Genomic DNA, 25,265 nt, shown 5'->3' on the forward strand with positions numbered 1-25,265 from the left:
GGCGTCAACCCCGGCTTCTCATCTGGCTCAGGCGGCGTTCGGCAGGGCGACGGGGGCGCTCTTGAAGGTGCGCCACTTCGCGGAGTCCTCAGTGCGGCGCTGGCGGCTCTGGGCCTGCGTCTCGCGCAGCTCGTTGATACGGGCCTGCTCGAACTCGGCCGGGCTCACCAGGGGCTCCAGGGCGGCGGTGATGAACTCGCGCCCTTGCAGGACCTTCACGTGCTGCTGCACCGTACGCTTGGCCGTTCCGCTGCGCTCACTGATCCCGTTCACGGTGCGCTCGCCGCGGTGAATCATCCACATGGTCCACCGGGCGCGGTTCAGCTGCGCGGGGATCCGGGCAGGCGCCAGCGGGTCTTTCACCCGTGGCTTGCGCTCACCGGCGGCGCGCGGGCTCACAGTGGCTTTGCGCCCGGGCATGCTCAGTTCGGGTTGTTGAAGACCCTCCAGGGCGGCGCAGTCGACGCCGCGCATGTTCATGTAGATCACGGGGGAGCCCTGCGTGTCGGTCTCCAGGCGCGCGATGATGCCCTGAGCGGCGAGCCAGCGGAGCCGGTCGTGCAGCTGATCCGGGCGGCCACCGACGCGCTCGCTCATCTGGCGCAGACCACCGACGCGAACGACGCACAGCCCGCTGTCGGGGTGCCACTCGCCGGCGTTCATGCGGTCGAAGATGTCGTGCAGGGCGGCGCGGAAGGCGGCTTTCTGCATCGAGCCACCCTTGGCGCTGTTGACCACGCGGAACAGCAGCCGTTCCTGCTGCTCTGGGCTCCACTCGGGTCTCTGGGCGTCGCTAGCAGCGCCGGTGTGGGCCACGGCTGCTTTCCAGGGCTGGCCGTCCCAGGCGCCGATCACGCGCTCGATCTCCATTTCGAGGAGAGGACGGCCGTTGCGCTGGGTCAGCACTTTCTCGGTGGCCAGGGCGCTGGAGAGGAACCAGGCAGCCATGGCCTGGGCGTCCCCGCCGGTGAGGGCGCACAGCATGCTCAGGAGACTCCAGCGGGCCGTAGAGCCGCTCTTGTCGCCGCTCTTCAGGACGCTCAAGTCGCCGTTCCACAGTCCGCGGTAGTAGGCGCTCTTCATCGGGGCGTCCAGGGGCGCGGCGAGGCGCTCAGGGGCGATGAATTCCGCTTTCCCGAGCTCGGCCAGGGTCACGGTGCCGGCGCCGGGCTTGATGGTGCGCGCGCTCTTGTGCTTGACCAGGAAGTTCCACCACATGTTGATCAGTCGCTCGCAGTTGGGGTTGGTGTTGGTCCAGGTGCACTGCCCTTCACCGTCGACTTCGTGCAGGTGGTTGCCAGTCAGGGTCAGGTAGCGATCGCGCGAGTAGATCTCGATGTCGATTTTGGCGAGCTGCTCGGGGGTCCCGAATTCCGGGGGGAACTGCACGGGGACCAGCTTCCCGTTATCTGACTTGCCTTTCTCGTCGGGTGTGAACTTCAGTTCTTTGAAGTCAGTCATGTTGAAGCGGGTCGCGTGGTCCTCGGTCGGAAGTCGGCCGGGGATGATATGACGTGACCCGTTGCGGCTGGGGCTCACCTCGGAGTAGCCTCCATCGCTAACGACCAGGCGCGAGAAGTGCGCAACGCTCGCCGGCATGACGTGCCCGTTCACAGTGTCGGTTGGGCCGTCGTAGTCTTTGTGATCGATGTCGACGACGAACATGTCGAACGCGGTGTCCGTGAGCCCCGTGACGATCCCCAGGCCACGCGTGCCGTTGCCCACGTGCTCCATGGCTTCCTCGTAGGTCATGGCGTGCTCCAGGGAGTGGCCGTTGAAGGACTCGATCTCGCCGGTCTCGCGGTTCACGCGCTTGTTGCCGAAGTAGCGGACCTGGCCGTTCTCGTCGGGCAGGCGGGCGCCGAAGTCGGCGTGCACCGGCAGCTTGACGGCCTTCTCGGTGCTGGGGTTGAACCACCACATCCAGTTGCGGAAGCGGCGGCCCTCCAGTAGGGCATCCGGGAGGCGGTGGTAGTTCGTGTTGTCGATGAGCGGGGTGGGGTGGGACGCATTCTGCATAAATCCTCTTGACACTCGTGTCAGACGGTGTATACTGAATGCATTCGATAGCTTCAGCTTTTTTCCGTAACCCCCCTTTGGCGAGGGGGGTTCCCTTTTGCGCGGCTCCGGTGTCTCCGGCGGCGGCGGTCTAGGGCTGTACCCGAATACTGAATACTGTCGCATGCTTTGTGCTGATATGTCAAGTGAGTGTATGAGTCTACACTTTTGCCCAATGCCAGAGCGGCTAGAATGCCAGCATGACACCCGCGAAGGCCGCCCCTCTGAGCCCGATGGTCATTCCCCGCTCCACCCGGACCCGGGCGCTGAACGTCGCCGGCCGGACCGGCGAGCGGCCCCGGTGGCCCAAGACGGCTCAGGAGCGGGGGCAGGCGCTGCGCTGGTTCATGCAGACCCACAGCGTGTCCCACGGCGCCCTCCGCACGGCCGCTGAGATCAGCAGCGGGACCCTGATCAGCTGGATCAGCGGGAAGTACGACATCGTGCTCCAGGCCAGGCGCCCGAACATCAAGCGCCTGCTAGAGGTCATCGCCAACCTGGAGCCCAGCATGACCGACGCGGAGTTGCACGAGCTGTTCGGCGTGCCCGAGGAGTTCCGCTCCATCTGGACCCTGCCGCGCGTCCAACAGCCGGACACCGAGGTGTTCCAGCGGGTGATTGGCCTGTTGAACGGAACGGCGCCTGTAAGGCTCACCACGGTGCCTGCGTACGGCTGCGGGCCCCACGCCACCCTGGTGTACCGCGACGCCCCGGGAGCAGCCCGCCTGGAGCGCGCAGACACCCCCCTGGCTGGAGAGCCGGTGCTCGTTGGACGTCTGATCAAGATCGAGATGCTGGAGGAGTAAGAAAGGCGGGCGCCGGCGCCTGGGGTCATTCCTGGGCGCCGCTTCCATTTGCCGATGAACACTACGGATTTTCCCAAAGTGTACGTGGGTTCTGCGCGTGCAGTCGGTGGGATGTCAAAGGCTATCCCTGAACTCACAGTGTTCGATATCTATCCCTTATTAGTTCTTCTCCGGCCCCAGACAGCCCTGGAGTCCCAACCAGGCCTGTGAACCATCCACCCCCGAAGAACACTACGGATTTTCCCAAAGTGTACGTGGGTTCTGCGCCGACCCCGGGACCGGCGCCTGGTCTGGGCCACCCAACCTGTGAATCCCAAAAAGCCGATGAACACTGGCCAAAAGTCGAAAGTGTACGTGGGTTCTGCGCGATGTGGAGCGGCGGATGTCAAAGGCTATCCCTGAACTCACAGTGTTCGATATCTATCCCTTATTAGTTCTTCCCCCGCCCCAGACCAGCCCAGGGGTCCGAACCGAACTGTGAACCCTCCACCCCCGAAGAACACTGGGTAAATCCCGAAAGTGTACGTGGGTTCTGCGTGCACTGATCACTGTGCCGATACCACCACCAAGCGCAAGTGCCCATTTTCTCATCTATCTAATGATTAGACATATCAGCTAAGCGACCATCGGGGCATGAACCCCCAGATCACCGACCTCACCGTCGCGGAGCTTCGCGACCTCAACCGCGTGTCCCGCGAGGACGCGCGCGCCGCCCTGCTGACCGCCACTAACCCCCAGCCCGACCGCGTGGCTGCCCGCAGTGGCCGCTACATCCCCGACGTCCGCGCCGCCGCCCAGGACCTGTGCGAGACCGGCGACCTCCAGCTGATCCGCGGGCGCTACGAGCGCAGCACGCCCACCAGCGTGGACCTGGACGCCGCCATCGCCCGACTGACCGGCATCCGCTTCACAGGCCTGGAGATCGCGAAGCTGATGGGCATCACCGGCCCTGACGCCTACCAGGACGTGGACCGCCTCCTCGATGCCCGCGCCGCCACTGTGGGCGACATCCGCCGCGCCACCAGCGTGGGTGGGCTCAGCATCTGGAGCCGCGCGTGAACGCCGCGTACCGCACCCGCGCGGTCCTGGTCCTGGCTGGCGACCAGGCCTGGGACCTGGTGATGAAAGCGCCCCTGGAGGTGCCCGAGACCGCCCAATTCTGCGTCTCCGAGCTGCTGCGCCAGCGCCAGCAGAACTGGCGGCCCGGCGCCCGGCAGGAAGACCGCGCGGACATCGTGCGCCTGGTCGGGAGCCTGCTGTACGCCCCCGCCCAGGTTGGCCGCGTCTGCCTACTGATCGACCTGAGCCCAGCGGAACTGCGGCTGCTCGCGGGCCACTATCACGGCCCCATCCACCTCCTGTGCGTTGGGAAGGATGACCTCCACTGGGGAGGCGCCCACCCGCCCTTCCTGGCGCGCGACACCGAGGAGGCCCTCTACAGCGTCCGGACGGCCGCCGGTCTGGTCTCCGTGGAGCTGGGCGACTACTTCCAGCCGGTGCGCGTTCCCGAAGGCGCGCTGTGACCCTCAGGCTCACCATGCCGTGGCCCATCAGCGTGAACTCGCTGTACCGCTCCTACGACGGGCGCCAGATCATCTCCGTGCCCGGCCGCAAGTATTACGCGGCCTGCAAGCAGCACCTAGCCGCCATCAAGCAGCTTCCCGACTTCGGGGAGTCGCGCCTGAAGGTGGTCATCCGGCTGTACGCGCCGTCCGTCCGAGTCTACGACCTGGACAACCACGCCAAGACCCTGCTGGACGCCATCACCCACTGCCAGCGCGTCTGGAAGGACGACCGCCAGATCGACGACCTCCGGATCATCCGCATGGAGAAAGGCGGCAAGAACGCCCGGGCCGAACTCACCATCACCGTCATTCCCGACAAGGAGGCCTGAACCATGGGCATCTCACATGAACAAGCTGTGCGCAACCAACTCACCCTGCTGTGCGTGGAGGTCATCCGCGAGACCATCGAGTCCGACAACCTGGTGCCCTTCACCGAGTACCGCGCCCCCACCGAGGTGCCCTACGCCACGAAGCGCGGCGCCGGCGGGAGCGGTGCCCTCACCGTGAGTCTGCAAAAGGCGCTGCTGCGTGGGGATGAGCGTGCAGCCGGTCAACTGGCCGCGCGCATCGAGGCCATCCCGCTCCCGGCTGCTCGCCGCGCCCCGGGTGTGCTGGACCTGTACCGCGTCGCCTTCCCGGGCTTCAAGGCCAGCCGCGCGAAGTTCCGGATGAAGATCCCTGGGCAACAGGTGCAGCTGGACTGCCGCAGTGGTGAACTGAACGCGGCCCTGCGCGCGGTGTGGAACGTCCACCGCAGCCCGCTGACGATCCGCACGCACGCAGGGGGGCTCAGGTACGAGTGGATCTCCACGCTGCCGGCCCATGAGCGCCAGGCCTGGATCACCCTGGCGGATGGACTGCTGAACGCGCTCAATGATGTGTCAGTTGATATTCAGCCCAAGGAAGCGTAGAATAAAAGGTAGAAGCCCCAGGTGTAGCGCGACGGTACCACCCCTACACCCCAGGCTGACGAGACCACGCGTCCTACCCCAAGAGCCCCCTACCCAAGCGGTAGGGGGCGCCTTTTTGCTAGGAGCCCACATGACCTATACCGCTTACCAGGCGGCCGGCGATTCGCTCGCTGCCGCCCGTCAATCCCTGTCCGCCGAACTTGACGTCATCTACGCCGACGTCCGCACCGCCACCGCACGTGGCGCCTTCTCCATCACCCTCTCGCGTGAGGTGACAGGCACCCAGGGCGTGCAGATGATCGGCGCCCTGACCCGCGTCCTGCGCGCCGACGGGTTCGAACTGTCCGACATCCAGACATCGGCGGGCCGCTACACCCTCACGGTGCGCTGGTGAGCCCCGAGGAGACCCCGGCCCTGACCCATGAGGAACTCGGGCGCCTGATCCGCGACCTCTACGCCGCCCGTCCCGCGCGACCGGCGCCGCGCTTCATTGCCGAGGATCCCGAGGTGAGGCGGCATCAGTACCGCCTGGCCCTGAACCCGGGCGACTGGATGCGGCCCAGAGCCGGCGACCCGGCCGCGTTCGCCCTGGCCTGGCTGATCACCAACCCCTGTGAACTGACCCTGCGCGAGGGGCCGGATGTCCAGCTGGACGGCGCCCACGCCACCCTGTCGCCCGCCCTGATTCGCCGCAGTCCGGACGCGCTCCGACTCTACGCCCTGTGAGGTGAGCCCATGAGCCTAATCAACCGCCTCAAGCAAGCCATGCGCGTGCTTGCGGGGTCAGCGGTGGAGCCGGAGACCGACCCACCGATCGATCCCAACGCGGCGTGGGCGGCCCTGGAGTCCTGCTGGACCCTCAGTCATGAGCTGTTCGGCATCCCGCGTCACTGGACGCTGCGGCAACTGTCCTCAGGCGACGATCCCGGGTATTGCACGCCGCGTCCGGAGTACGGCTACGTCTACATCGGGCTGAATACCGATCAGATCGACAGCATCGACTTTCTCGCGGAAATCATTGTCCACGAACTGTGCCACGCCGCCGATGCCCACTGGTTCGGCGCCATCAACCAGCTCGCGGCCACGCTGGAGGGCGCCGAGGCCCGCGCCGCTGACGCCATCCTCACTCACGCCTGCGAACTGGCCGTTCAGCAGCGCCTTCAGAGCTCGCCGGCACAGCAGCTGATCGCCCACGCCCGGGCCACGTACCTCGCCGCACTCCAGGGGGCCGAGTGAGCGACCGGGCCACCGAACCCCTGAGTCAGGAAGACCTCGGAAGGCTCGCTGTCCTAACCGAGGTCTACGCCATTCACCGCGAAGTGATCGAGACCGCCCGGGCCGCGCGACCCAAGCGGCGCAAGAAGTACGACCCGGAGAGCGAGATCGGCCAGTTGCTCGCGCAGCTCTGAGCCGACCACAAGGAGACCCCATGATTCAGAAATTCACGTCCAATATCACCACCCGCCAGACCGAAAGCGGGCCCGTCGTCACCGAGACCGTGACCGTCAAGGACGAAGTCGGCCGCGTCCTGCGCCGCGAGCGCAGCGTCAACGGACAGCTGCTGTGGGTCACGGAATACAAGCACTGGGAGCAGGATACGAATGACGATCAGTAACGCCAAACCGTACCGCATCTACACCGAACGCGAAAAGATCGAGGTGCTGATTGCCCTGCGCGTGAACGGCGGCAACATGAGCCGCACCGAACGCGAGACCGGCGTAAGCCGCGCAACCCTGCGCGAGTGGTCCATGTCCCCACTCGCGCAGCACCCCGAGGTAACCCGGGCCGCCGACGAAAAGCAGAGGGCCTTCATCAGCTCGCTGGAGAGCACCCGCGACTCCCTCGTTGCGCGCATGAACGACATCGCGCAGAACGAAAAGGACCTGTTCAAGCTGTCCGGCGCGTTCAAGATCGTCACTGAAGCCATCTCGAACGCGGAGATGAGCATGGTCCTGACCGAGAAGCTCAGGGCTGCGATGGAAGCCGCCGACGAGGAATCGGGCGCGGGGATGAACTGACATGAGCGAGAAGCTGGTGCCCCTGGAGGTCTTCCTTCAGCTGCCGCGCTCGCAGCAGCAGCTGTTGACCCGGGCACAGGCTGCGTTCCGTCAGATCGAACTGGAGAAAGCCCGGCAACAGAAAGCGCAACAGAAAGCCCGGTCAAAGCGCAGTGGGGTGAACGATGAGTAGGATCATCCCCAAAGAGCTCCTGGCCCAGGTCCCCAGGGAGCTGAGACAACAGGTGCTGTCCTTCGACCAGCAGCTCGCGCAGATCGAGAAGATGAAGGCCAGGCGCCGCAAGAACGCTGTGAACCTCTCGGGCGGCAAGCCCCTTGGAACGGATGACGTGACCAAGTGGCTGCGGACCCTCTGGCCCAAGCAGTTCCAGGCGGAACTGGCCCCGTTCCACACGGAGCTCCTGGAATGGCTGTTCGCCCGCGACCCGGCGCAGTCCAGCAGCCGGGCCTTCATCTGGCCGCGCGGGTTCGCGAAGACCACGTTAGGCCGCGTGATGCCCATCGCGCTGGCCACGCGTGGGTACAGCTACGTGCTCTACGTGCAGGCCAACCAGGCCATGGCCAATAGCAGTGTCCAGAGCATCGGTGATCTCCTGAGTCACCCCACCGTGGTCCAGCACTACCCGCTCCTGGGCCAGCCCGAGGTGTCGGAGAACACCGGCCAGCAAAAGGCCTGGCGTCAGAGTCGGCTGCACACCGCGTCAGGTCTGATCATCGACGCGGCCGGCCTGGACACCGCGATTCGCGGGCTGAACCTGGACGGCAAGCGTCCGGACGTGATCATCTTCGACGACATCGACGCAAAGAACGACTCGCTGGAGAGCACGGAAAAGAAGCTGGAGACCGTACTGTCCAGCATCATCCCCGCAGGCGCCGCGAACCGCTGCGTGGTCATTCTCCAGAACATCATCAACGAACACGGGATTGTCACGCGCCTGGCTGGACTGGACGCCGAGCACCCCCGCGACTTCCTGATGGACTGTGGAATCTCCGGGCCCTACAAAGCGGTGGAAGGTCTGGAATACGAGCTCCGGGACGTGGAGAATCCAGAGCCGGGCGCCGCGCCACGCCGCTACGTGATCACCGCTGGCGTTCCGACCTGGCCGGCCGTGCGTCCACTGTCGGTGCTGGAAGATGAAATGAACCAGATCACGCCGCACCGCTTCATCAGCGAGTTGCAGAACGAGGTCACGGGATCGACGGGGAGCATCTACCAGGGCCATGACCTGACCGGTGTTCCGCTGCCGCCGCTCGAAGAGTTCGAGGACATCCAACTCTGGTGTGACATCGCTGTGACATCCGGGAAGAACAGCGACTCGCAGGCCATCAGCGTGGCCGGGCGACATTCGAGCGGAATCATCTACACCATGCACGCATGGGAAGGCGTGGAAGACCCGGCCAAGTTCATGCGCCGGGCTGTGCAGGCGGCGGTGCGCTTCCAGTGCCGGATCCTGGGCGTCGAAGTCAACCAGGGGGGCGACCTGTGGCGCGACCTGTTCAACCGGACCGTGGATGACCTGAAGCGGGAAGGCCTGATCGATTCGGCGCCGGGGTACGACTCGGCCTCTGCGACCTCGCGGACGGGCGGCAAGGAAGCGCGCTGGCAGAGCGTGAAGGCGTTGCGTGAGACCGGGCAGGTTCAGGACGGCATCGGCACGCATGAGGTCCGCTTCCGGAGTCTGCTGCGGATCCCCGAACACAAGCCGTATGACCTCGCGGACGCGGACTACTGGTCCATCGACAAGTTACGCAAGAAGAACCCCGTCCGCGTCGGCGTCGCGATGCCCCGGACCGGCTGGAGGTAAGCAATGACGTATTCAATCAACGACGTGCGCCAGGCCGCGCGGGAGGTTGACGGCGGGGACCACCTCGGCGCCGGCCTCTCGCGCTGGAAGGGTGTTCAATACCTGCCGGCTCCCGGCGACGCGCGGGAAGTCCTCACGCGAAAGGCGCAGCTGCAAGTCGGGCTCATGTCCGACCTGGGCCGCGAGTTCGTCCCGTCTCAGAACATGATCCGCAGCGTCATCACGAATGTCTGCGATCACGTCTGCGGGAGCGAGCCGACCTGGACCCTGACGGCCCCGACGGAAGCTCTCCGGGAAGAGGCGGAGGCGATCCTCACCGCCGCATGGAACGCTCGCGGGGTTCACACCGAGCTTCAGACCGGTATTCGGCCACTGGTCCGCGAGGGACGCGGGGCCTGGCGGATCAGAATCCCAACCGGTGCAGTGGCCAAACTGCGTGCCGGCGAGCGGCCCAGTTCCACTGAAATCGCGTCACGCTGGCTGCGGATCGAGGCGGCTCTCCATCCCGAGCGGATGCGCGTGGTGGAGGATGATGACACGCTGAGCCTGGTGGGGGAATTCACCCTGGACGCCCAGGAAGGGCGGACCGAACTCACCCGCGTGCGGGGCGGCCGCACGGAGGTCATCGAACGCAGCGGGGAGACCAACCGCCGACTCTGGGCCCTGGACCTCGGCGGCAGACTGCCGTACGTCACGGCACAGGCGCCGGCGCTGATCACCCAGAGCATGCTGGACAACCAGGGCTACGCGGACGTGGCAACGACCGCCGCCGCTGTGAATGTGGCCAGCAGCGGGCGTCTGAGGATGCACTTCCACAACATCACCCCGATGCTGGATGGCGCCGGGAAAGCCATGCCACAGGTTCTCGGACCCGGCGGCGAGCTGTATACGACCGACACCATCGCGGTCCAGTCCATCGAAGACGGCCAGAGCGTCCGGGACGTGCCCGTGCGCATGAACGGCGAGGTCCGCACCATCGGCGGGGAGAGCCCCGAGCCGCTGAATGTCGCGGTGGGCATGGCGCGGATGAATATCTATGCAGAGGCCCAGCAGCTGCACTACCTCATGGGCGCCGACGCCACCGCCTCCGGGGAGGCCCGCAAGACCGCGATGGCCGCGTTCCTGCGCAGCCTGAACCCCTACCGCAGCGCCGCCGTGAAGGCTGTGCGCGAGATCAACGAACTCATCCTCGCCCTCGTAGCCGCACTCTCTGGTACCCCAGGCAAGTTCGCTGGCGTGGTCATCGAACCCGTGCTGACCGACCGACTCGTGGATCCCACGCCACAGGAACGGGCGCAGGACGCGGCGGATGTTGCCAGCGGACTTATCAGCATGGAAGAGGCCCGGAGCCGTCAGGGCATCCTCAATTCACAGGCTATGCAGCGGCAGATTGAAGCTGAGCGCGTGCCAGCCGTTGATCCAGCCCAATGAGCCGTGGTATGATTGTATAAGTTCAAGGAGTGTAGCGAACACTTCAGATACCAGCAGCGCCGCCCCCACCCGGGCGGCGCTGTGTTGTGGCGCCGCGCAGGACGCGGATAAGTCCAGTCGGGTCAGGCACAGGTGTGTCTGAGCGGCCCTGAGCCCTGCCTTTCCAAGGAGAAAGAGACATGACCTACCAAGAATTCCTCGAAGCCCACGCCGGTGATCCGGTGAAAGCCGCCGAAGCCTACGCCGCCTACAAAGCAGCGAGCGCTGCGGGCGCCAACCAGGCGCCGGCCAACCAGGATCAGCCGCGAGCGGACCGCGCGCAGGACGCCCGGAACCGCATCACCCTGCGCGCCCTCACCACGGCGCTGCGCCAGCACGGTCTGGAACTCCCAGACCATGAAGGCGTCTCGCAGGAACGCTGGAACGAGCAGCTCACCACCGCTGTGAGTGCCTTCGCGTCCAGCCTGACCGCCGTCTCCACCGCCAACACCGAACTCAGCGCCGCGATGGGCGAGCTGGGTATCGACATGGACGCCTGGAGCCGCGCCGGGAAGGACAAGCGCGCCGAGATGGTAAATGCCGCGAAGTCGGCCACCTCGGGCGCCGCTCAGGAGCTCGCGAAGCTCAAGCGCGAGGTGACCGTCAAGGAGACCGCCGCCGAGCTGGGCGTGGATCCCAAGCGCCTCTCGTTCCTGCTGCAAGGCCGCGAGATCACCCGCGCCGAGACCGAGGCGGACGGCAAGAAGACCGTGAGCTACACCGTCGGGACCGGCGACAGCGCCGTGAGCCTCGATCAGGTTGTGAGTGACGCGGGCTTCGGCACACTCGAAGAATTCGCCGGAAAGGCGGCCGAGCAGAAGAAGACCGAAGAGGCCAACGACCCCTTCGCCTTCCTCGAAAGCGGCCAGAGCAGCAAGACCAACGAAGGTTCAACGAGCACTGACCCGCTGGCCTTCCTGGACGCCAAGTAATTCATCCCACAAGGAGAACAAGCATGCCCTTTACCACCACCACCCTGCCCCGCGTGAACGCCCCGGCCTTCATCGCCCACCCCGAAAGCATCCAGCGCCTCGAAGGTGGCGCCGTCATCACCGCCGCTGACTTCGAGAACGGCGCCCTCGCCGGCACGCCTGTGAGCGTCGTCGGCGGCGTTGTGAAGCCCTTCCACCTCGACGCAACCACCAGCGGCCTGCTGGGCGCCGACTTCGACGCGGCGGACGGCCAGCGCGCCGTGGCCGTGATCGTCGGCGGCGTGGTTCACGTGAACCTGCTCCCCGGCATCAACATCACGTCCTACACGGCCCTGAAGCCGCACTTCGTCTTCCAGGACGACACCGGCACCTGGGTGCCGATGCCCGAAGACATCTAAGCCGGCCGCAGCCACACCATTCCAAGGAGCTAACACAACATGAGCAACAACCCCATCCAGAGCTTTACCGCGCTGCTGACCGCGCTGGCCGCGAACCCCGCCCGCACCTCCGCCCTGTCCGAGCTGGCCGCCGTCAACGCCGCCCAGCCCGACCCCTTCGCCGCTCTTCTGCCCCGCGAGACCAGCGACACCTGGCGCGTCGGCGGCGGCAACCTGCGCATGGTTGTGACCCCCGCGCTGCCCGTCGCGCCTGACAGCCCCCTGCCGCAGGGTGGGCAGGCCGTCGCGACCGCCTGGAGCGGCGAGACCGACAAGTGGGGCCTGCGCTTCGACATCAACGAAGTTCAGATGAAAGAACTCCACGAAGCCCTGTTCCGCGCGGCCGGCCAGGGTGGCGCGACGGGTCTGGCCCGCACCGGTCAGGAGTACGTCCGCCGCATGCTGGGTCAGGTCAACGAGAGCCTGAACCTCAGCGAGCGCATCGTGCGCGCGGAAGCCATCATGAGCGGCCGCTACACCGGACGCGCCTCCGTTCTGGGCGCCAAGGCCGCCGCGAAGATCGGCACCGTCGACTACGGTGTGAAGCGCTTCACGGCTGCCGGCGCCTACGACGGCCCTACCAGCAGCTTCTGGGCCGACATCGCGAAGGGCCGCCGCGAAGCCGGCACCTTCGGCGTGACCATCGTCACCAGTGAGGCCACCTACCTGGCCGCGAAGACCAACCCCGTCAACGCGATCGCGGAGACCGCGCGCGTCGAGAATGCGAACGGCACCATCACCGTGATCATCAGCCAGATGCCCAAAGTGTCCGACGGCCACTACAACACCACGCCTGACGCGGAATTCGCGAACGTCCAGATCACGCTGATTCGCACCCAGGCCTATCAGGTTGCTGGTGCGGACGGCAAGCTGACTGCCGTCAAGTACGGCGTGGACAACGTGCTCACGTTCCTCCCGAGCGGCGTTCTGGGCGGCCTGGTCATCGCCCCGACCGTCGAAGGCCAGCGCCGCGGCGTGAACGGCGGCAGCCGCTGCACCTACATCGCGGAGCCCAGCGACACGGAAATCAGCGTCCGTGGCGTGACCAACATGCTGCCCGTGATCTACCGCGCGGACGAAATCTGCGTCTTCAACACCGGCACCAACGTCTGATCCAGGAGGTGAACCATGCAACCAGCTGAACGACTGCGCGCCCGGTTCACCACCCCGGCTGACCTGGGCCGCGAGACCGCGGAAGAAGTCGACGCGTTGATCACCCAAGCTGTGGGTCTGTCCGAAGCGACGGACCCACAGGACGTGGTGTTCAACCGCGCCCTGGCCGAGCTCCTGGCGGTCCGCATCGAGGTGGAACGCGGGCGCCCCGACACCGTGAGCGTCTCCGGCGAGTTCAGCCGCGGCTCGAACAAAGCCGCGACCCTGGCCAGCCTGGAACGCGACCGGCGCGCGGCCCTCCGCGCCTGCGGGGACGGCGGCAACGGACTCACCGTGGTCTACGGCGGGCTGAAATGGATCCGCTGACCCGCGAGCGGGAAAGCATCCGCAGCATCCTCAGGTCCGAAGCGGCTCTGCTGTACCGGCACACCGGCGCCTGGGAGAAAGGCGGGCTCATCTCGCCCCCAGTGCGCTTCAGTGTGCGAACCCTCGGCCCCAACTCGCGTGACCTGATCCCGGCTGAGCAGGCGGCGGAACGGGCCGGCGTGGTGGGCGCGGACCCGGTGATCATCCGGGTGCACCTGGATGACGCCCTGCCCGAACCCGGCTCCACCATCCAGTACGACCAGCGCACGCTGACCGTCACGGGCTGGAGCGAGCAGAGCGACTTCACCGGAACGCGGCGCCTCTTCGGGGTACTGCAATGATGCCGGGACTGAGCGACGTGCTCGCCAAACTGAGCGTGCTCACTAGGACGCTGGAGCCCGAGCAGGCGGCGGTCCCGCAGAACTATGCGGGCGCCGGCGCCCGGGGAATTCCCGGCTACCTGACCAGTGTGGGCGGGCAGTACATCCAGCTGGAAGAACCGGAAGTGGTGAGCACCAGCGGATCCATCTCGCGGGTGTGGATCACCATCGCCTGCGTGGCGAGCGACCGCATGGCATCCGACGCCCTGGCCCTGCTGGTACAGCGGACCCTCTCCGGCACGCAAGCGAGACGTGGGATCTACCGCCCCGTGAAGTTGGACTTCGCGCGGCAGACCGGCCCCGGCGTCTACGTGACCCGACCCATCTTCGAATTCATTCACATTCAGGAGTAATCACATGCCATACACCATCTCCAACGCTACGGACGCCCGCAGCACCGAGAACTACAAGAGCACCGGCCGCCAGATCACCGTGGACGCCGGCGACGGCTGGCTGGATCTGGGTCTGTTCAACGAGGACCAGAGCCTCTACCCGACCACGGACGTCCAGCGCGACAACCGCAACGCAAAAGATGAGCGCGGCAACACGGTCCTGGTCAAAGAGCGCGTGACCGGCACCACGGCGACCTACGACACGATCACGCTGGTCACCCCCAGCGATGCGGTGCGCAGCCTGCTGAAGGGCGACAGCGTGACCGTCACCGGGATCGCCGGCGCCACGGTCTCCGGCTTCGAGCCCGGCAAGACCGTGACCGTGCGCATGGTCAACGTTCAGCGCAGCCAGGATGACGCCGACAAGGCGACGGTCCTGTGGCACCCCCGCGCGACGGTGGAGTACCTGGGCGAAGACCAGGAAGGTCTTCCGCAGATCCGCATCAGCGTGCTGTCCTTCGACAAGGAGACCCTCAGCGCCGCGATGGACCCCTACAAGGCGGTCCTCGGCAGCTACGGCGGCCTGTTCGAAGTTCCGGAAGCCGGCCTGCCCGCGATCCTGGACCTGATCGACGCCGAAGCGCCCCTGAACTGAATTCCACGCCGTCCAGCACGGCCTGAAAATCAACTTCCTCACAGGAAGGCCAGGAAGGGCCCTCCGAGGAATCCTGAGGGGTACATTACCCCCCAAAAAGCGACATGCAACGGTTCCCCCCTGCCCGGCCCAGTCAACGGGCGACGGCAGGGGGTCCTTTTTTGTTCCACCCACAACACAAGAACCAACAACAACGAGGTGCACATGCGGATTCGAACCACCATCAGCCTGAGCGGCGGCGCGCTGACCATCCAGCGACTCGGGGCGCTTCACCAGGACGCCGGCCTGCTGGACCTCATGCGCCTGGCCAGTGTGACTGGCGCCCTGTACGAAAGCGCCTTCCAGCTCAGCCCCGATGACGTCGACCCAGGCCTGTGGGAGTCCTTCGACCGCCTCCTGTCCATCTGCGCAGTCGGCCCGGTTCCGGACCTGAGCGTGCCGGATCGCCTGCTGCTCCTTCACACCCTCTGTGAACTGAACGGCCTGCTGGACCTTGGAAAAAAAGCGGCGGCGCTGGGGGAGCTGAGCCGGACCCTCCAGCGCCTGACGCCCTCGACCGAATGATCCTGAGGTACCTGGGCCCGGAGATGTACGAGACCGCGATCCGCTGGCCCACCGACCTGATCACTGCCGCCATCGATGCGGCCCGGCAGCGGGAAGCGGAGCGGCGCCTCGATCAGGTGGAAGACCTCTCGATGGCAGCTGGCCTGAAGCTCGGATCGGAGTACGTCGATCCCAAGAGCAAGGGCAAGAAGGCCGATCCCAACGCGCCCTACTACTCGCTCGATCGCCTGCGGGAACACCAGGACTTCCTGCGCGACCGGGCCACCGGTGAACGCGACCTGGCCACGGCCCGGCGCCGGCGCCGAGATGCCGACCGACTCAAGGCACTCCGGGGGCTGGCATGAGCATCAAGATCAAGACGAATGCACGCGAGCTGGAAAAGCGACTCCGTGCAGCCCGGCGCGTCAGTACGCAGATGAAGCGGACCGGCGCCCAGGCAGCGAGACGCGCCGAGGTCCACGCGCGCATGGGTGCGGACCTGAACATCTACGACACCACCCCGGGCTCCTACGAGCGCACCGGAAGGCTGCGGCGCGGGATCGACTCCAGCTGGAGCGTGCAGGGCGGCGTGCTGACGGTGACGGTCTTCAACGACGTCAAGTACGCCAAGTCTGTGGAGAAGGGCCGCAGCGCATCCGCGGCCGGCGCCGTTCAGCAGATCATCACGCAGCCCGGCCGGAATCCAGCGGCCCAGGTGACCCTGGGGCGCAGCGGCGAATTCTACTTCATCCCCGGTCCAATGCTCGAACCCGCCGCGTACTACGCGTCCATCTACATCACTGAAGAATTCAAGCGCCGCGTCCTCGCTGCGTTGGGAGGCACTGCATGACCCGATTTGAAGCCACCGCGACGTTCGATTCCAAGCCGTTCGAATCCGGCGTCGACAAGGCGCTGAAGAGCCTGACCCGCCTCACCGACTTCGCGAAGAAGGAAGGGACGCTGAAGATCACAGCGGCCCTGAGTGCCGGCAGCGTGCAGCAGATCCGCCGCGATCTCGCCTCGATCAGCACCGGCGGGCTCGGCGCCGGCGCCGGGATCAACATCAAGGTGAGTGCCGATCAAGCCTCTGTGGACGCGATGGCCCGCAACCTCCGCCGCACCCTCTCGCAGGTGGTGAGCGTGGACTCCACTGCGCTGAACACGGTGAACGGGCACCTCACGGATCGCATCCGCGAGCTGAACGCCCTGATCACCCAGCTGCGCGCACTCGGCGGTGGACGCGGACCAGGCGGGACCGGCGCCGGCGGAGCAGGCGGCGTGAGTGCACAGACGCGTCAGATGCTCGAACAGCTGCGCGCCCTGAACGCGGAATACGTGCGCGGCGAGATCGACGCGGGCGAGTACCAGACCAGGTTAGTGGCCCTTCAGACCCAGCTGCGGGCGGCCGCTTCGACTGCCGCCGCCGGGAGCGCCGAGTTCCGCGCGCTGGACGGGGCCATCACCCGCACGGTCACGGGGCTTCGGAGCATCAACAGCTCCAGCATCCTGAAGCTGCGTGCAGACCTGGCCGGCGCCCGCGCCGAATTCGACGCGGCGAGCGCAGCCGCCACGAACGCCTTCACCCGCAACGCCGCCATTGACGCCTTCCGGGGCAAGCTGGTGGCGACGCGGACTGAATTGGAACGCCTGCGCGCGTCCGGCACGCTGACCACCCAGCAGCTGTCGGTGGTGAACAACCAGATCGGGCAGATCAACCGCACCATGAACACCATCGGTGGCGGGGTCAACACGGCCGGTCTGTCCGGCAACATCAAGAACGCCCTTGGAAACATCTCGCAGTTCATCCCCGGGGTGAACCAGTTGTCAGGCGCCGTGGCTGGCCTACCACCCGCGTTCGCTGCGGCCGCAGCTGGAGCCATCGCACTGGGAGCGGCCTTCGCAGCCAGCTTCCGGACCGCCGCCGACTTCCAGCAGAAGATTGCCGACATCAAGGCCATCACCGGCGTAACCGGCCCTGAGCTGTACAACCTCTCCCGGATTGCCCGCACCGCCGGCCGTGACCTCGGCGTGGGTGCCACGGAAGCGGCAGATGGCGTGCTGGCGCTGGCCCGCGCCGGCCTGACCACCCAGCAGATCCTGGACGGCGGCCTGACCGCGGCCCTGAACCTGGCGGGCGCGGCGGGCATCCAGGTGGGTGAAGCGGCCAACCTGATGGCTAGCGCAATGACGGCCTTTGCCCTCAGTGGGGCGCAAGCGAACATCGTGGCCGACTCCTTCGCGAACTTCGCGAACGCCACCGTGCTGGGCGCCTCTGACCTGAGCCTCGCGATCGCCGCTGTGGGTCCCACGGCGCGCACCGCCGGCATCGACCTTCAGGAATTCGGCGCGATCATGGCCACGCTCGCCCAGGGTGGCTTCCGGCAGATGTCCGACGCGGGCACCTCGCTGAAGACGCTGCTTATCTCGCTGTCCGCTCCATCGGCGGAAGCGGGCGCGCAACTGAAAGCCCTGGGTGTGAACATCGCGGACAGTGAGGGCAACCTCCGCCCCGTGGTGGACGTCATGGAGGACCTGAAAAAGGCCGTCGATTCCCTGGACCCGACCGCAAAAAGCGCGGCCTTCAAGGCGATCTTCGGACAGGACGCCATCCGTGCGGCCGACATCCTCACCCGGGACATCGACAAGCTCAAGGAAATGCGCGAGGAGTTCGAGCAGACCGGGACGGCGGCGAATACCGCCAAGACCAGGCTTGAATCCTTCAAGGGCGAGACCGCCAAGCTGAGCGCCTCGGCCCAGGAAGCCAAGATCGCCCTGGGTGAACAGCTCCTGCCGGCTGCAACCGACCTGGTGAAGGGCCTGAACGCGCTGATCAGCAACACGGACGCCGTGGTGGGCTTCTTCAAGGGCATGACCAACGCGGCCCTGACCGCCTTCCCGGCCCTGCGCGCCCTGCAACTCCAGCTCAAGGGGCTCCAGCTCTTCGGTGAATCACAGTCTTCCGCGCAGGACCTGAGCGGGCAGGCCAGTGAACTGATCCAGAGTGCCAGCAAGCTGGAGCAGGCCCGTGGACGCGTGATGCTCGCCGCCAACCAGTACGCCGCCGAAGCCGCCGGTGGAAATCAGGATCTGGCGTCCGAAGCCCGCGAGCGCCTGAAGAAAGCCCGTGAGGACTACCAGAAAGCCCTGGCCGAGGACGCCAAGACCAATGGGAGCCTGTCCAAGGGCGCCCAGGCCAACGCGCAGGCTGTGCAGGCCCAGACCGCGGCCGTCCAGCAGTTCCGCCGCGCCCTGGAAGAGCGCCAGTTGTCGTTCCAGGTTGAAGGACTCACCGAAAGCGAAGGGCGCCTGAAGCGCACACGGGCGGAGTTCGCCCGCCTGCGCCAGGAGCTCGAAGCGGCGTTCCCCGGCAACCTCAACAACACCAAATTCATCGAGCAGGCCAATGCTCTGGAGGACCAGCGCAAGCTGGAAGTGAACGCCCTGAAAGCCAAGGTGGAGGAGGAAGCCGCACGGAAGCAGGCCCAGGCTGCACGCGACAATGCCGAACTGATCGCGGACGCCCAGGCCCGCGTGAGTGAAGCCAGCCGCAACCGGGAGACCGCCGCCCTGAACGCCGCCCAGGCTGCGCGGCTGGCGGCCGCGAAGGGGAACGCCCTGGCCGAACTGAACGTCCGGCGCCAGTCGCTGGCCGAGTCTGTGAAGCTCGAAGCCGACCAGGCGAAGCAGGCAGGCGCCGAACGCCGGGCCGAGTTGAAGCGCACGCTGGATGACGCCCTCGCACAGGAAGGTGTGACGGCCGAGAAGCGGACCGCCCTTCAGCGGGCCTACAACCTCGACCTGAAGGCCCTGGAAGCGCAGGAAGCCGCCGACCGGATCGCGCGGGAAGCCCGCCGCGTGGAGGAATCCAAGCGCCTGGCCGAGGAACTCGCCCGGACCAAAGAGGAACTGGAAAAGCGCGCCACCGAAGCTCAGGCCCGACTTCAGGACGCCCTGGCTGCCGAGGAACTCGCGAAGTTCGACCTGCGCCAGGCCCGACTGACCGCCGCGACTGAGGAAGGCACCCGTGCGCGGATCGAAGCCGAACTCAAAGGACAGCGTGAGCGCGCCGCCCTGGTGGAACGGCAGCAGGCCCAGAGCCAGGCCCGTGAGGAAGCCGCCCTGAAGGAGAGGTACAGCAAGGAATTGGCCGCCGAAGGACTCAGCGCCGCGGACCGGCTCCAGATCCAGCGCCTGTACGAGCAGGACCTCGGCACCATCCGCGCGAAGGGCCGCACAGAGGCGCTGGCGAACGTGGCCACACTGGAACAGGCCGAACGGGACGCGGTGAAGCGCCTGCAAGATCTCCAGGATCAGGCGGCGCAGCGTCAGGCGGATCAGGCCGGGCAGCAGGTGGAAGCCCTGCGCGCCCGTCAGGGGCTCCTGGACACGGCGGCCCAGCGCCTGGACGCCGAACGGGAGATCGCCGGCGCCCTGAACGATCAGCTGGCGGTCCAGCGCAAGAACGCGGCGGACTCGACTCTGAGCGGCGAGCAGCGCCAGAAGAGCGCCGAGGACGTGCTGAAGACTGAAGGGGACATCCTTCAGTCACAGAAAGCCCAACGTGACCTGCTGCGCGAAGTTATCCAGGCCCGGTTCGCGGATGAACTCCGCCGCGGCGCCGACGCCCTAGCCCGCGTGAACACCGAAATTGGAAGAACCACCTCCAGTGCGGGCAAACTGGCGCTTGAACGCCAGAAGACCGCCCTGCTGCGTGAGCAGGCGGACCTTACCGCGAGGCAGGCGAGCAGCACGGACGCGCTGCTCTTGACCGAGGAACAGCGCCGCAACCTGACCGAAGCCGCCGTGAAAGCCTCGGACGAACTCACCGACAGTCAGCGCCGGCAGGTGGAACTGACGAAGGCCGCCACGCAAGAAGCGCGCAGCCTGGCCGAGGCCCTGGTGCTGGCCTACTCCGCTACGAACGTGAAGGGGCAGGACCCGACCGCCGGGGTGGCCGATGCCCTGCGCGAGACCACGGAAGCCGCCCGCGAACTCGATCAGGTGCTGTTCAAGCTGGGCGGCACCCCGAACCCTGAAGTCTTCGGGGTGGCACAGCAGGCGATCGAGCGCACCACCAAGGCCCTGGACAACCAGGCCACCAAGGTGAAGGCCCTGACCGACCGCTACCGCGAATCCCGTGACGTCATGAACTCGCTCAGCTCGCTCTTCGGGGACATCGGGGCAGAGACGCAGGACCTGGAGCTGATCGAGATCAGCGCCGCCCGGACCCGAACCGCGTTCGCTGAGGCGCGTCAGGAATTCCAGGAGCTACTGGCTCAGGGCGCCAAGGCCGACCCGGCGAAGGTCCAGGCGGGCCTGGCGGAACTCCAGCGCCTGCAACAGGAAGCGGCCAGGCTCGATGGGGAGCGCCTGAAGCTGTTCCAGGTCTCGGGCGATGAACTCGACGCCCTGGTGCGGGCGGACACCTCGGACCTGACGGCCGGGCTGAACCAGGCCGCCCGCAGTGCACTGGAACTGGCGCCGGCCTTCGACGCGGGCACGGCGGCACTCAAGGCACAGAGCGAAGAAGCGAAGCGGGCCGCAGACACCCTCTCCGACACCGTGGGCAAGCAGCTACGGGCGAGCTTCAGCGAGCTCCCAGCGGTGGCCACAGATGCGATGGGCGCGGCGATCGACGCGATGCAGGCACGCCTGCTGCGGGCCGAGTTCAAGGTGGCCCCACAGATCGAACTGAAGAGGTCTGTGGAGTCGGCCGGGAACGTGACCAACAACATCAGCATCTCGATCAACGGCAACAAGGTGACCGGCGGTAACTCCGGCTTCACCGAGGCTGACGCCCGCGAACTGTGCCGGATCACCGAGAACATCCGGCGGCGCAACGGGAACTAAGGAGGATCACATGTACATGATCAACATCGGGGGGGTGCAGCTCAGCCTGCTGCCCCCAGAGGAGGCCGTGACCCTCTCCGGAGGTGAGCGGCCCATCACTGAACGCCGGACCCTGAGCGGCGCCGTGATCGCCACCCGACCCGCGCGCGCCGGGGCCCGGCGCCTCACCATCGAGGCGCCGGATACCTTCGTCATCTCCCAGGCCGACGCCGACGCCATTCAAGCCCTGCCGGATACCTGGACCCTGAGCATCACGGGGTTCAAGCTCAGCGGCACCTTCACCGGCTGCACCTTCGAAGTGCCCCCACAGTTCCCGTCCAGCGGCGACGGGCTGTGTGGGTACTCGCTCTCGATCTACATTCCACAGCAGTAAAGGAGCTCACATGACCTACCGCATTGAATGGCGCCTGACCGACGGCACGCCGGCACCGGCGCCCGAACTCGGCGTGATCCAGCCCGGCGAGACGAAATCCATCACGCGCGTGCTGGTGAACACCGGGGAAGAAAGCTTCAGGGGCGTGCAGTTCACGCTCATGGACGACCTGGACGGCACCCTCACCGTGACTGTGAACGGCGACCGCCTGACCCCGGAGCAGACCTACACCACCGGCAGCGTGGGACCGGGCGAGTCCGTGACCGTGGTCTACACCCGGTTCATGCCCACCACCTCGGCGGGCGGCGCGTTCCGCGCGTACATCGACATCTCGGCCCTGAAGTAAAGGAGGTGAGCTATGCCATTCATCCTGTCATCTGACCCCGCCACGACGCGGGAAATCGCGCTCCAGACCGGTGTGTTCGTCTCGGGTACCTGCGGCGACTTCATCGACGTATCCCAGATGGTCCTCGGGTACGCAGAGGACGGGCCCATGGTGCTCAGCCAGTGGATCACCGGCTCCGGCGCCGCGCCCGAGGTGGACGCCGGTGGGGTGATCTCGCTGGTGATGAACGCCGGTGGATTCCCGGTTGAATCCCTCAACTGGCGCCAGACCCGAGAGGAGGGCATCAGTTCGGACCTCACCCTCATCGGGGACGCCCGCGACGCCGCGCCCACCCAGGTGACCGTGACCGCTGAACAGTTCAGCGGCATCTACCCGATCGGGCGCCTGATGGACGAACACAGCTACTCGCGCACCGAGCAGGGCGTGACCACCGGCTTGCTGGGCTCAGACCGTGGACTCGCAGCCACCAGCCCGCTCCCGGAACTGATCGTCTGGGAACGCGAACGGCAGGAACTCACTCCGGCAAAGCAGACTGAGCTGGCCCGTCAGATTCAGACCCTGCCGCCTGCCCACCGTCCGCAGGCCCGCAGTCTCGGGCGCCGGATCCCGGTGGACAGCGTGGTGTACGCGGCCCTGGCGACGGTGCCGCACCGACTGTTGGCGCCGGCCCCATTCCACTCCTTCGATTTCATTGAGGGCGACGTGACGTACTCCACGCTGGGCAAGACCGCCCGCCAGATCGTCTCGGACATCTGGGGCCGCGTCGGCTACCAGACCGCGCTGGAAGGGGACGTGCTGGTGATCCGCCAGGGCGGGCCCAGTGGGGACCTGATCCTGGGTGACCCACTGAGCATGAGCTACGAGAAGATCTCGCTGGACGCCCCGGTGGTCAACGTCCAGGGCGGCACCCGTGACCCACAGGAACCCGACGAACCGCGCGAACTTCCCGTGAGCCCACAGCCGACGGTGACGCCATCCGCGACCGGCGCCGAGGTGCGCTGGGAAGCCGTCAAGGGCGCGAGCTCCTACCGGGTGGAGCGCAGCAAGGGCCGCGCGACGCCCTACGCGGGTGGTTGGGTGACCTTCGCGCAGACCCCGGCCACGCGTGCTGGGGACTCGGGCCTGACGCCGGACACCGACTACCAGTACCGGGTGACGGCGACCGTGAATGGCCGGGCGCTCGAACCCGGCGCGCCCACCGCGACCCGGACCACCGCGCAGCCGAGCCGGCGCCCGAACCCGATCCAGAACCTGCAAGCCAGTGACCGGCGCAGCAACTCGGTGACCCTGCGCTGGGATCCACCCGAGAATACTGACGGGAAGGCCAGTGCGACCAACTACCTGATCCGGGTGGACGGGATCGGCGTGGCACAGACTTCGCAGACCTGGGTTCACCTCGATGCCCTCACCACTGGCGCGCTGATCACCGTCGCCGTCCTGGCCGACAGCCCAGCCGGAACCTCGGACCCGGTGACGGCGACGATCCAGCTGGATAACCTGCCGCCCGCGATTCCATCGGTCTCCGCAGAACTGGCGGGCAGTCCATATAGCAACCGCATCAGCATCAGCGTGCCCAGACCGGACGGGGCCGACACCGTGCAGGTCCGGGTGCGGCTTCAGGTCAATGGTCTGCCCGGGCCAGCGCAGGGAGAGCAGACCTTCAGTGTGCCCACCGAACCCATCGAGGGCGCCGGCGGAGATGAACCCATCACCTGGGAGTTCATCGGCCAATTCTCCGCGACCTACAGCGTCGAGGCCAGGGCGGAGAACGGCAACGGTGTGAGTGACTGGAGCAGCGGCACCACCGTGACCACCGACGGCGAGAAGCCCAAAGCCACCACGGATCCGGTGCTGCTGGCGTTCGAACGGGAAGGCGGCGTGCTGGAACTCAGCAGCAGCTCCCTGGAGAGCTCCAGCCGCACCCGCATCTGGAAGTCCAAGGGCCGGGTCAAGAAGACCGAGGTCATGCGATGGCAGAACACCGTGATCAGCGGCAAGCTCCAGAACAGGAAGACCAGTGGCTTCCCGCTTCAACCCCCCCGTGAACAGCACCTGGTGAGCACCGAAGTGACCCAGTTCACCTACGGCCTGGGCGGGTACCCGGACGTGATCACCGCGCGCGAGAGCGAGACCACCCGCTACTCCACGCAGTTCAAGCGCGAGGGGAGCGCCGACCCACAGGTCCTGGGGCGAGACCGGACCCGCGAGGAGTTCACCTACTCGCCGCAGGGGCACCTGGAGCGCATCGTAACGGTCTACTCCATCGGGACCAGCGTGCTGGAGACCCGCAAGGCCGATGACCGTAAGGCCGTGGAAGGCGTCAAGATGATCATGGAAGAAGGGCGCCGTGAGGAGTCCTGGGTGCCGGCCGGACGCGGGCTCTGGCTGCACACCATCGACGACGTGAGCACCCGCCTGATCCCGCACTACGTCGTGAAATCCGGTTCGACCACCGGCGACTGGGACACCATGCGCACCGAGCCCTGGGTGAAAGAGCAGCTGCGCGAGGTGACCGAGACCGGCCCATCCACCGTGAGCGCACCGACCGCGGATGATCTCAATCCACCAGACCTGGAACGCACCTCCACTGAATCTGGCCGTGGCCTGGGCGACGCGGGGGCCTGGTTCAAGCTGTCCAGCAACCCGAGTTCCACGCCGGCGACTGGCGCTGATCCGAAGCTGCGGAACGACATCACCGACCCGGACGCGGCCGAGCAGGTGGACACCGGTGGCGCTGGGATGGACGGCAAGCCCGGCGAGGACCTGCCCACACCGGCGACGCGGGATGGCTACGTGGTGAGCCACCGCACGCCGGGGGTGAGGTACTCCGTCAACCCGGACGAAATCAGCGTCAAGCTGCCGTGGGTTCGCCAGCCGGAAGCACTCAGGCGCTACGCCCGGATGATCGGCGCCGGCGCCGGTCCGCGGTACCGGGTGACTCGGGTGTACGGCGTGCCGTACAACCCGCCGACCCTGGATCTCGCACTGGAGACCAGCATCCGCGCGACGTTCGATTCGTTCGAGATGACCGTGGTCACCGAGAGCCGCACGCGTCCTGACTAAGTGTCAGAAGCGCACTGGGCGTGGCTAAATCGCCAAAGTGTACGTGGCTTTGGCGCGGTGATGTCAAAGGCTCTCCCTGTACTCACAGTTACTCCTTCTCTCCCTTCTCTTTAACTTCTCCGACCCTACACCCAGCGCTGGAAAATCTCGAAAGTGTACGTGGGTTCTGCGCAGCGTGGCCGTCTCCTTCACCGGGGGCGGCCGCCTTTTTTTGTTCTCATCTACCGACTTGAGATATCAGC

Annotated in this window: 29 protein-coding genes; 28 read left to right on the forward strand and 1 reads right to left on the reverse strand. The window is 66.5% G+C overall.

Annotated features, from left to right (window positions below; genetic code table 11):
- Positions 1 to 27: 27 nt before the first annotated feature.
- On the reverse strand, positions 28 to 2,019 hold the full coding sequence (locus IEY69_RS04610; RefSeq protein WP_189071922.1) for a hypothetical protein: 1,992 nt from the start codon (positions 2,017 to 2,019) through the stop codon (positions 28 to 30).
- 239 nt (positions 2,020 to 2,258) lie between these two features.
- On the opposite strand from IEY69_RS04610, the gene IEY69_RS04615 reads away from it, so the two are divergent.
- From IEY69_RS04615 to IEY69_RS04750, 28 genes are all read left to right on the forward strand, one after another.
- On the forward strand, positions 2,259 to 2,864 hold the full coding sequence (locus IEY69_RS04615) for a hypothetical protein (RefSeq protein WP_189071923.1): 606 nt from the start codon (positions 2,259 to 2,261) through the stop codon (positions 2,862 to 2,864).
- A 633-nt stretch (positions 2,865 to 3,497) separates the two neighbouring features.
- Positions 3,498 to 3,923, forward strand: coding sequence for a hypothetical protein (locus tag IEY69_RS04620; RefSeq protein WP_189071924.1), 426 nt, complete (start codon positions 3,498 to 3,500; stop codon positions 3,921 to 3,923).
- Positions 3,920 to 4,387, forward strand: coding sequence for a hypothetical protein (locus IEY69_RS04625; protein WP_189071925.1), 468 nt, complete (start codon positions 3,920 to 3,922; stop codon positions 4,385 to 4,387). The genes IEY69_RS04620 and IEY69_RS04625 overlap by 4 nt, the downstream gene beginning before the upstream one ends.
- Complete coding sequence (locus IEY69_RS04630; protein WP_189071926.1) at positions 4,384 to 4,758, forward strand: RusA family crossover junction endodeoxyribonuclease; 375 nt, start codon at positions 4,384 to 4,386, stop codon at positions 4,756 to 4,758. Before IEY69_RS04625 ends, IEY69_RS04630 begins: the two co-directional genes overlap by 4 nt.
- 3 nt (positions 4,759 to 4,761) lie before the next feature.
- On the forward strand, positions 4,762 to 5,340 hold the full coding sequence (locus IEY69_RS04635) for a hypothetical protein (RefSeq protein WP_229783628.1): 579 nt from the start codon (positions 4,762 to 4,764) through the stop codon (positions 5,338 to 5,340).
- A 130-nt stretch (positions 5,341 to 5,470) separates the two neighbouring features.
- On the forward strand, positions 5,471 to 5,734 hold the full coding sequence (locus IEY69_RS04640; RefSeq protein WP_189071928.1) for a hypothetical protein: 264 nt from the start codon (positions 5,471 to 5,473) through the stop codon (positions 5,732 to 5,734).
- The gene (locus IEY69_RS04645) at positions 5,731 to 6,066 is read left to right on the forward strand and encodes a hypothetical protein (protein WP_189071929.1); all 336 of its coding nucleotides are present in this window, start codon (positions 5,731 to 5,733) and stop codon (positions 6,064 to 6,066) included. The genes IEY69_RS04640 and IEY69_RS04645 overlap by 4 nt, the downstream gene beginning before the upstream one ends.
- 9 nt (positions 6,067 to 6,075) lie before the next feature.
- Entirely contained in the window at positions 6,076 to 6,576 is a 501-nt protein-coding gene (locus IEY69_RS04650; protein WP_189071930.1) for a SprT family zinc-dependent metalloprotease, read from the forward strand.
- On the forward strand, positions 6,573 to 6,749 hold the full coding sequence (locus IEY69_RS04655; RefSeq protein ID WP_189071931.1) for a hypothetical protein: 177 nt from the start codon (positions 6,573 to 6,575) through the stop codon (positions 6,747 to 6,749). Before IEY69_RS04650 ends, IEY69_RS04655 begins: the two co-directional genes overlap by 4 nt.
- A gap of 20 nt (positions 6,750 to 6,769) precedes the next feature.
- The gene (locus tag IEY69_RS04660) at positions 6,770 to 6,955 is read left to right on the forward strand and encodes a hypothetical protein (protein WP_189071932.1); all 186 of its coding nucleotides are present in this window, start codon (positions 6,770 to 6,772) and stop codon (positions 6,953 to 6,955) included.
- On the forward strand, positions 6,942 to 7,358 hold the full coding sequence (locus IEY69_RS04665; RefSeq protein ID WP_189071933.1) for a hypothetical protein: 417 nt from the start codon (positions 6,942 to 6,944) through the stop codon (positions 7,356 to 7,358). Before IEY69_RS04660 ends, IEY69_RS04665 begins: the two co-directional genes overlap by 14 nt.
- A 1-nt stretch (position 7,359) precedes the next feature.
- Complete coding sequence (locus IEY69_RS04670) at positions 7,360 to 7,530, forward strand: hypothetical protein (RefSeq protein ID WP_189071934.1); 171 nt, start codon at positions 7,360 to 7,362, stop codon at positions 7,528 to 7,530.
- Positions 7,523 to 9,163, forward strand: coding sequence for a hypothetical protein (locus IEY69_RS04675; protein WP_189071935.1), 1,641 nt, complete (start codon positions 7,523 to 7,525; stop codon positions 9,161 to 9,163). Before IEY69_RS04670 ends, IEY69_RS04675 begins: the two co-directional genes overlap by 8 nt.
- A gap of 3 nt (positions 9,164 to 9,166) precedes the next feature.
- Positions 9,167 to 10,594, forward strand: coding sequence for a hypothetical protein (locus IEY69_RS04680; RefSeq protein ID WP_189071936.1), 1,428 nt, complete (start codon positions 9,167 to 9,169; stop codon positions 10,592 to 10,594).
- Positions 10,595 to 10,773: 179 nt separating this feature from the next.
- On the forward strand, positions 10,774 to 11,565 hold the full coding sequence (locus IEY69_RS04685; protein ID WP_189071937.1) for a hypothetical protein: 792 nt from the start codon (positions 10,774 to 10,776) through the stop codon (positions 11,563 to 11,565).
- Between the two features lie 23 nt (positions 11,566 to 11,588).
- Complete coding sequence (locus IEY69_RS04690) at positions 11,589 to 11,963, forward strand: hypothetical protein (RefSeq protein WP_189071938.1); 375 nt, start codon at positions 11,589 to 11,591, stop codon at positions 11,961 to 11,963.
- A gap of 39 nt (positions 11,964 to 12,002) precedes the next feature.
- Positions 12,003 to 13,115 carry a hypothetical protein gene (locus IEY69_RS04695; RefSeq protein WP_189071939.1) on the forward strand — a complete coding sequence of 371 codons (1,113 nt, stop codon included), beginning with the start codon at positions 12,003 to 12,005 and terminating at the stop codon, positions 13,113 to 13,115.
- A 15-nt stretch (positions 13,116 to 13,130) separates the two neighbouring features.
- The gene (locus IEY69_RS04700) at positions 13,131 to 13,481 is read left to right on the forward strand and encodes a hypothetical protein (protein WP_189071940.1); all 351 of its coding nucleotides are present in this window, start codon (positions 13,131 to 13,133) and stop codon (positions 13,479 to 13,481) included.
- On the forward strand, positions 13,469 to 13,822 hold the full coding sequence (locus IEY69_RS04705) for a hypothetical protein (RefSeq protein ID WP_189071941.1): 354 nt from the start codon (positions 13,469 to 13,471) through the stop codon (positions 13,820 to 13,822). Before IEY69_RS04700 ends, IEY69_RS04705 begins: the two co-directional genes overlap by 13 nt.
- Entirely contained in the window at positions 13,819 to 14,214 is a 396-nt protein-coding gene (locus IEY69_RS04710) for a hypothetical protein (RefSeq protein ID WP_189071942.1), read from the forward strand. The genes IEY69_RS04705 and IEY69_RS04710 overlap by 4 nt, the downstream gene beginning before the upstream one ends.
- 4 nt (positions 14,215 to 14,218) lie before the next feature.
- A complete protein-coding gene (locus IEY69_RS04715; protein ID WP_189071943.1) occupies positions 14,219 to 14,848 on the forward strand; it encodes a hypothetical protein in 630 nt (209 codons plus the stop codon).
- A gap of 204 nt (positions 14,849 to 15,052) precedes the next feature.
- A complete protein-coding gene (locus tag IEY69_RS04720) occupies positions 15,053 to 15,412 on the forward strand; it encodes a hypothetical protein (RefSeq protein ID WP_189071944.1) in 360 nt (119 codons plus the stop codon).
- Positions 15,409 to 15,756 (forward strand): hypothetical protein, encoded by a 348-nt coding sequence (locus tag IEY69_RS04725; RefSeq protein ID WP_189071945.1) that lies wholly within the window; start codon positions 15,409 to 15,411, stop codon positions 15,754 to 15,756. Before IEY69_RS04720 ends, IEY69_RS04725 begins: the two co-directional genes overlap by 4 nt.
- Positions 15,753 to 16,241: an HK97 gp10 family phage protein gene (locus IEY69_RS04730; RefSeq protein ID WP_189071946.1), complete on the forward strand. Its 489-nt coding sequence runs from the start codon at positions 15,753 to 15,755 to the stop codon at positions 16,239 to 16,241. Before IEY69_RS04725 ends, IEY69_RS04730 begins: the two co-directional genes overlap by 4 nt.
- Positions 16,238 to 21,241 (forward strand): phage tail tape measure protein, encoded by a 5,004-nt coding sequence (locus tag IEY69_RS04735; RefSeq protein WP_189071947.1) that lies wholly within the window; start codon positions 16,238 to 16,240, stop codon positions 21,239 to 21,241. The genes IEY69_RS04730 and IEY69_RS04735 overlap by 4 nt, the downstream gene beginning before the upstream one ends.
- A gap of 10 nt (positions 21,242 to 21,251) precedes the next feature.
- Positions 21,252 to 21,614: a hypothetical protein gene (locus IEY69_RS04740; protein ID WP_189071948.1), complete on the forward strand. Its 363-nt coding sequence runs from the start codon at positions 21,252 to 21,254 to the stop codon at positions 21,612 to 21,614.
- A gap of 10 nt (positions 21,615 to 21,624) precedes the next feature.
- Entirely contained in the window at positions 21,625 to 21,960 is a 336-nt protein-coding gene (locus IEY69_RS04745) for a hypothetical protein (protein WP_189071949.1), read from the forward strand.
- A gap of 12 nt (positions 21,961 to 21,972) precedes the next feature.
- Complete coding sequence (locus tag IEY69_RS04750; protein ID WP_189071950.1) at positions 21,973 to 25,023, forward strand: fibronectin type III domain-containing protein; 3,051 nt, start codon at positions 21,973 to 21,975, stop codon at positions 25,021 to 25,023.
- Positions 25,024 to 25,265 lie beyond the last annotated feature (242 nt).

Source organism: Deinococcus sedimenti, from assembly GCF_014648135.1.
GTDB lineage: Bacteria > Deinococcota > Deinococci > Deinococcales > Deinococcaceae > Deinococcus > Deinococcus sedimenti.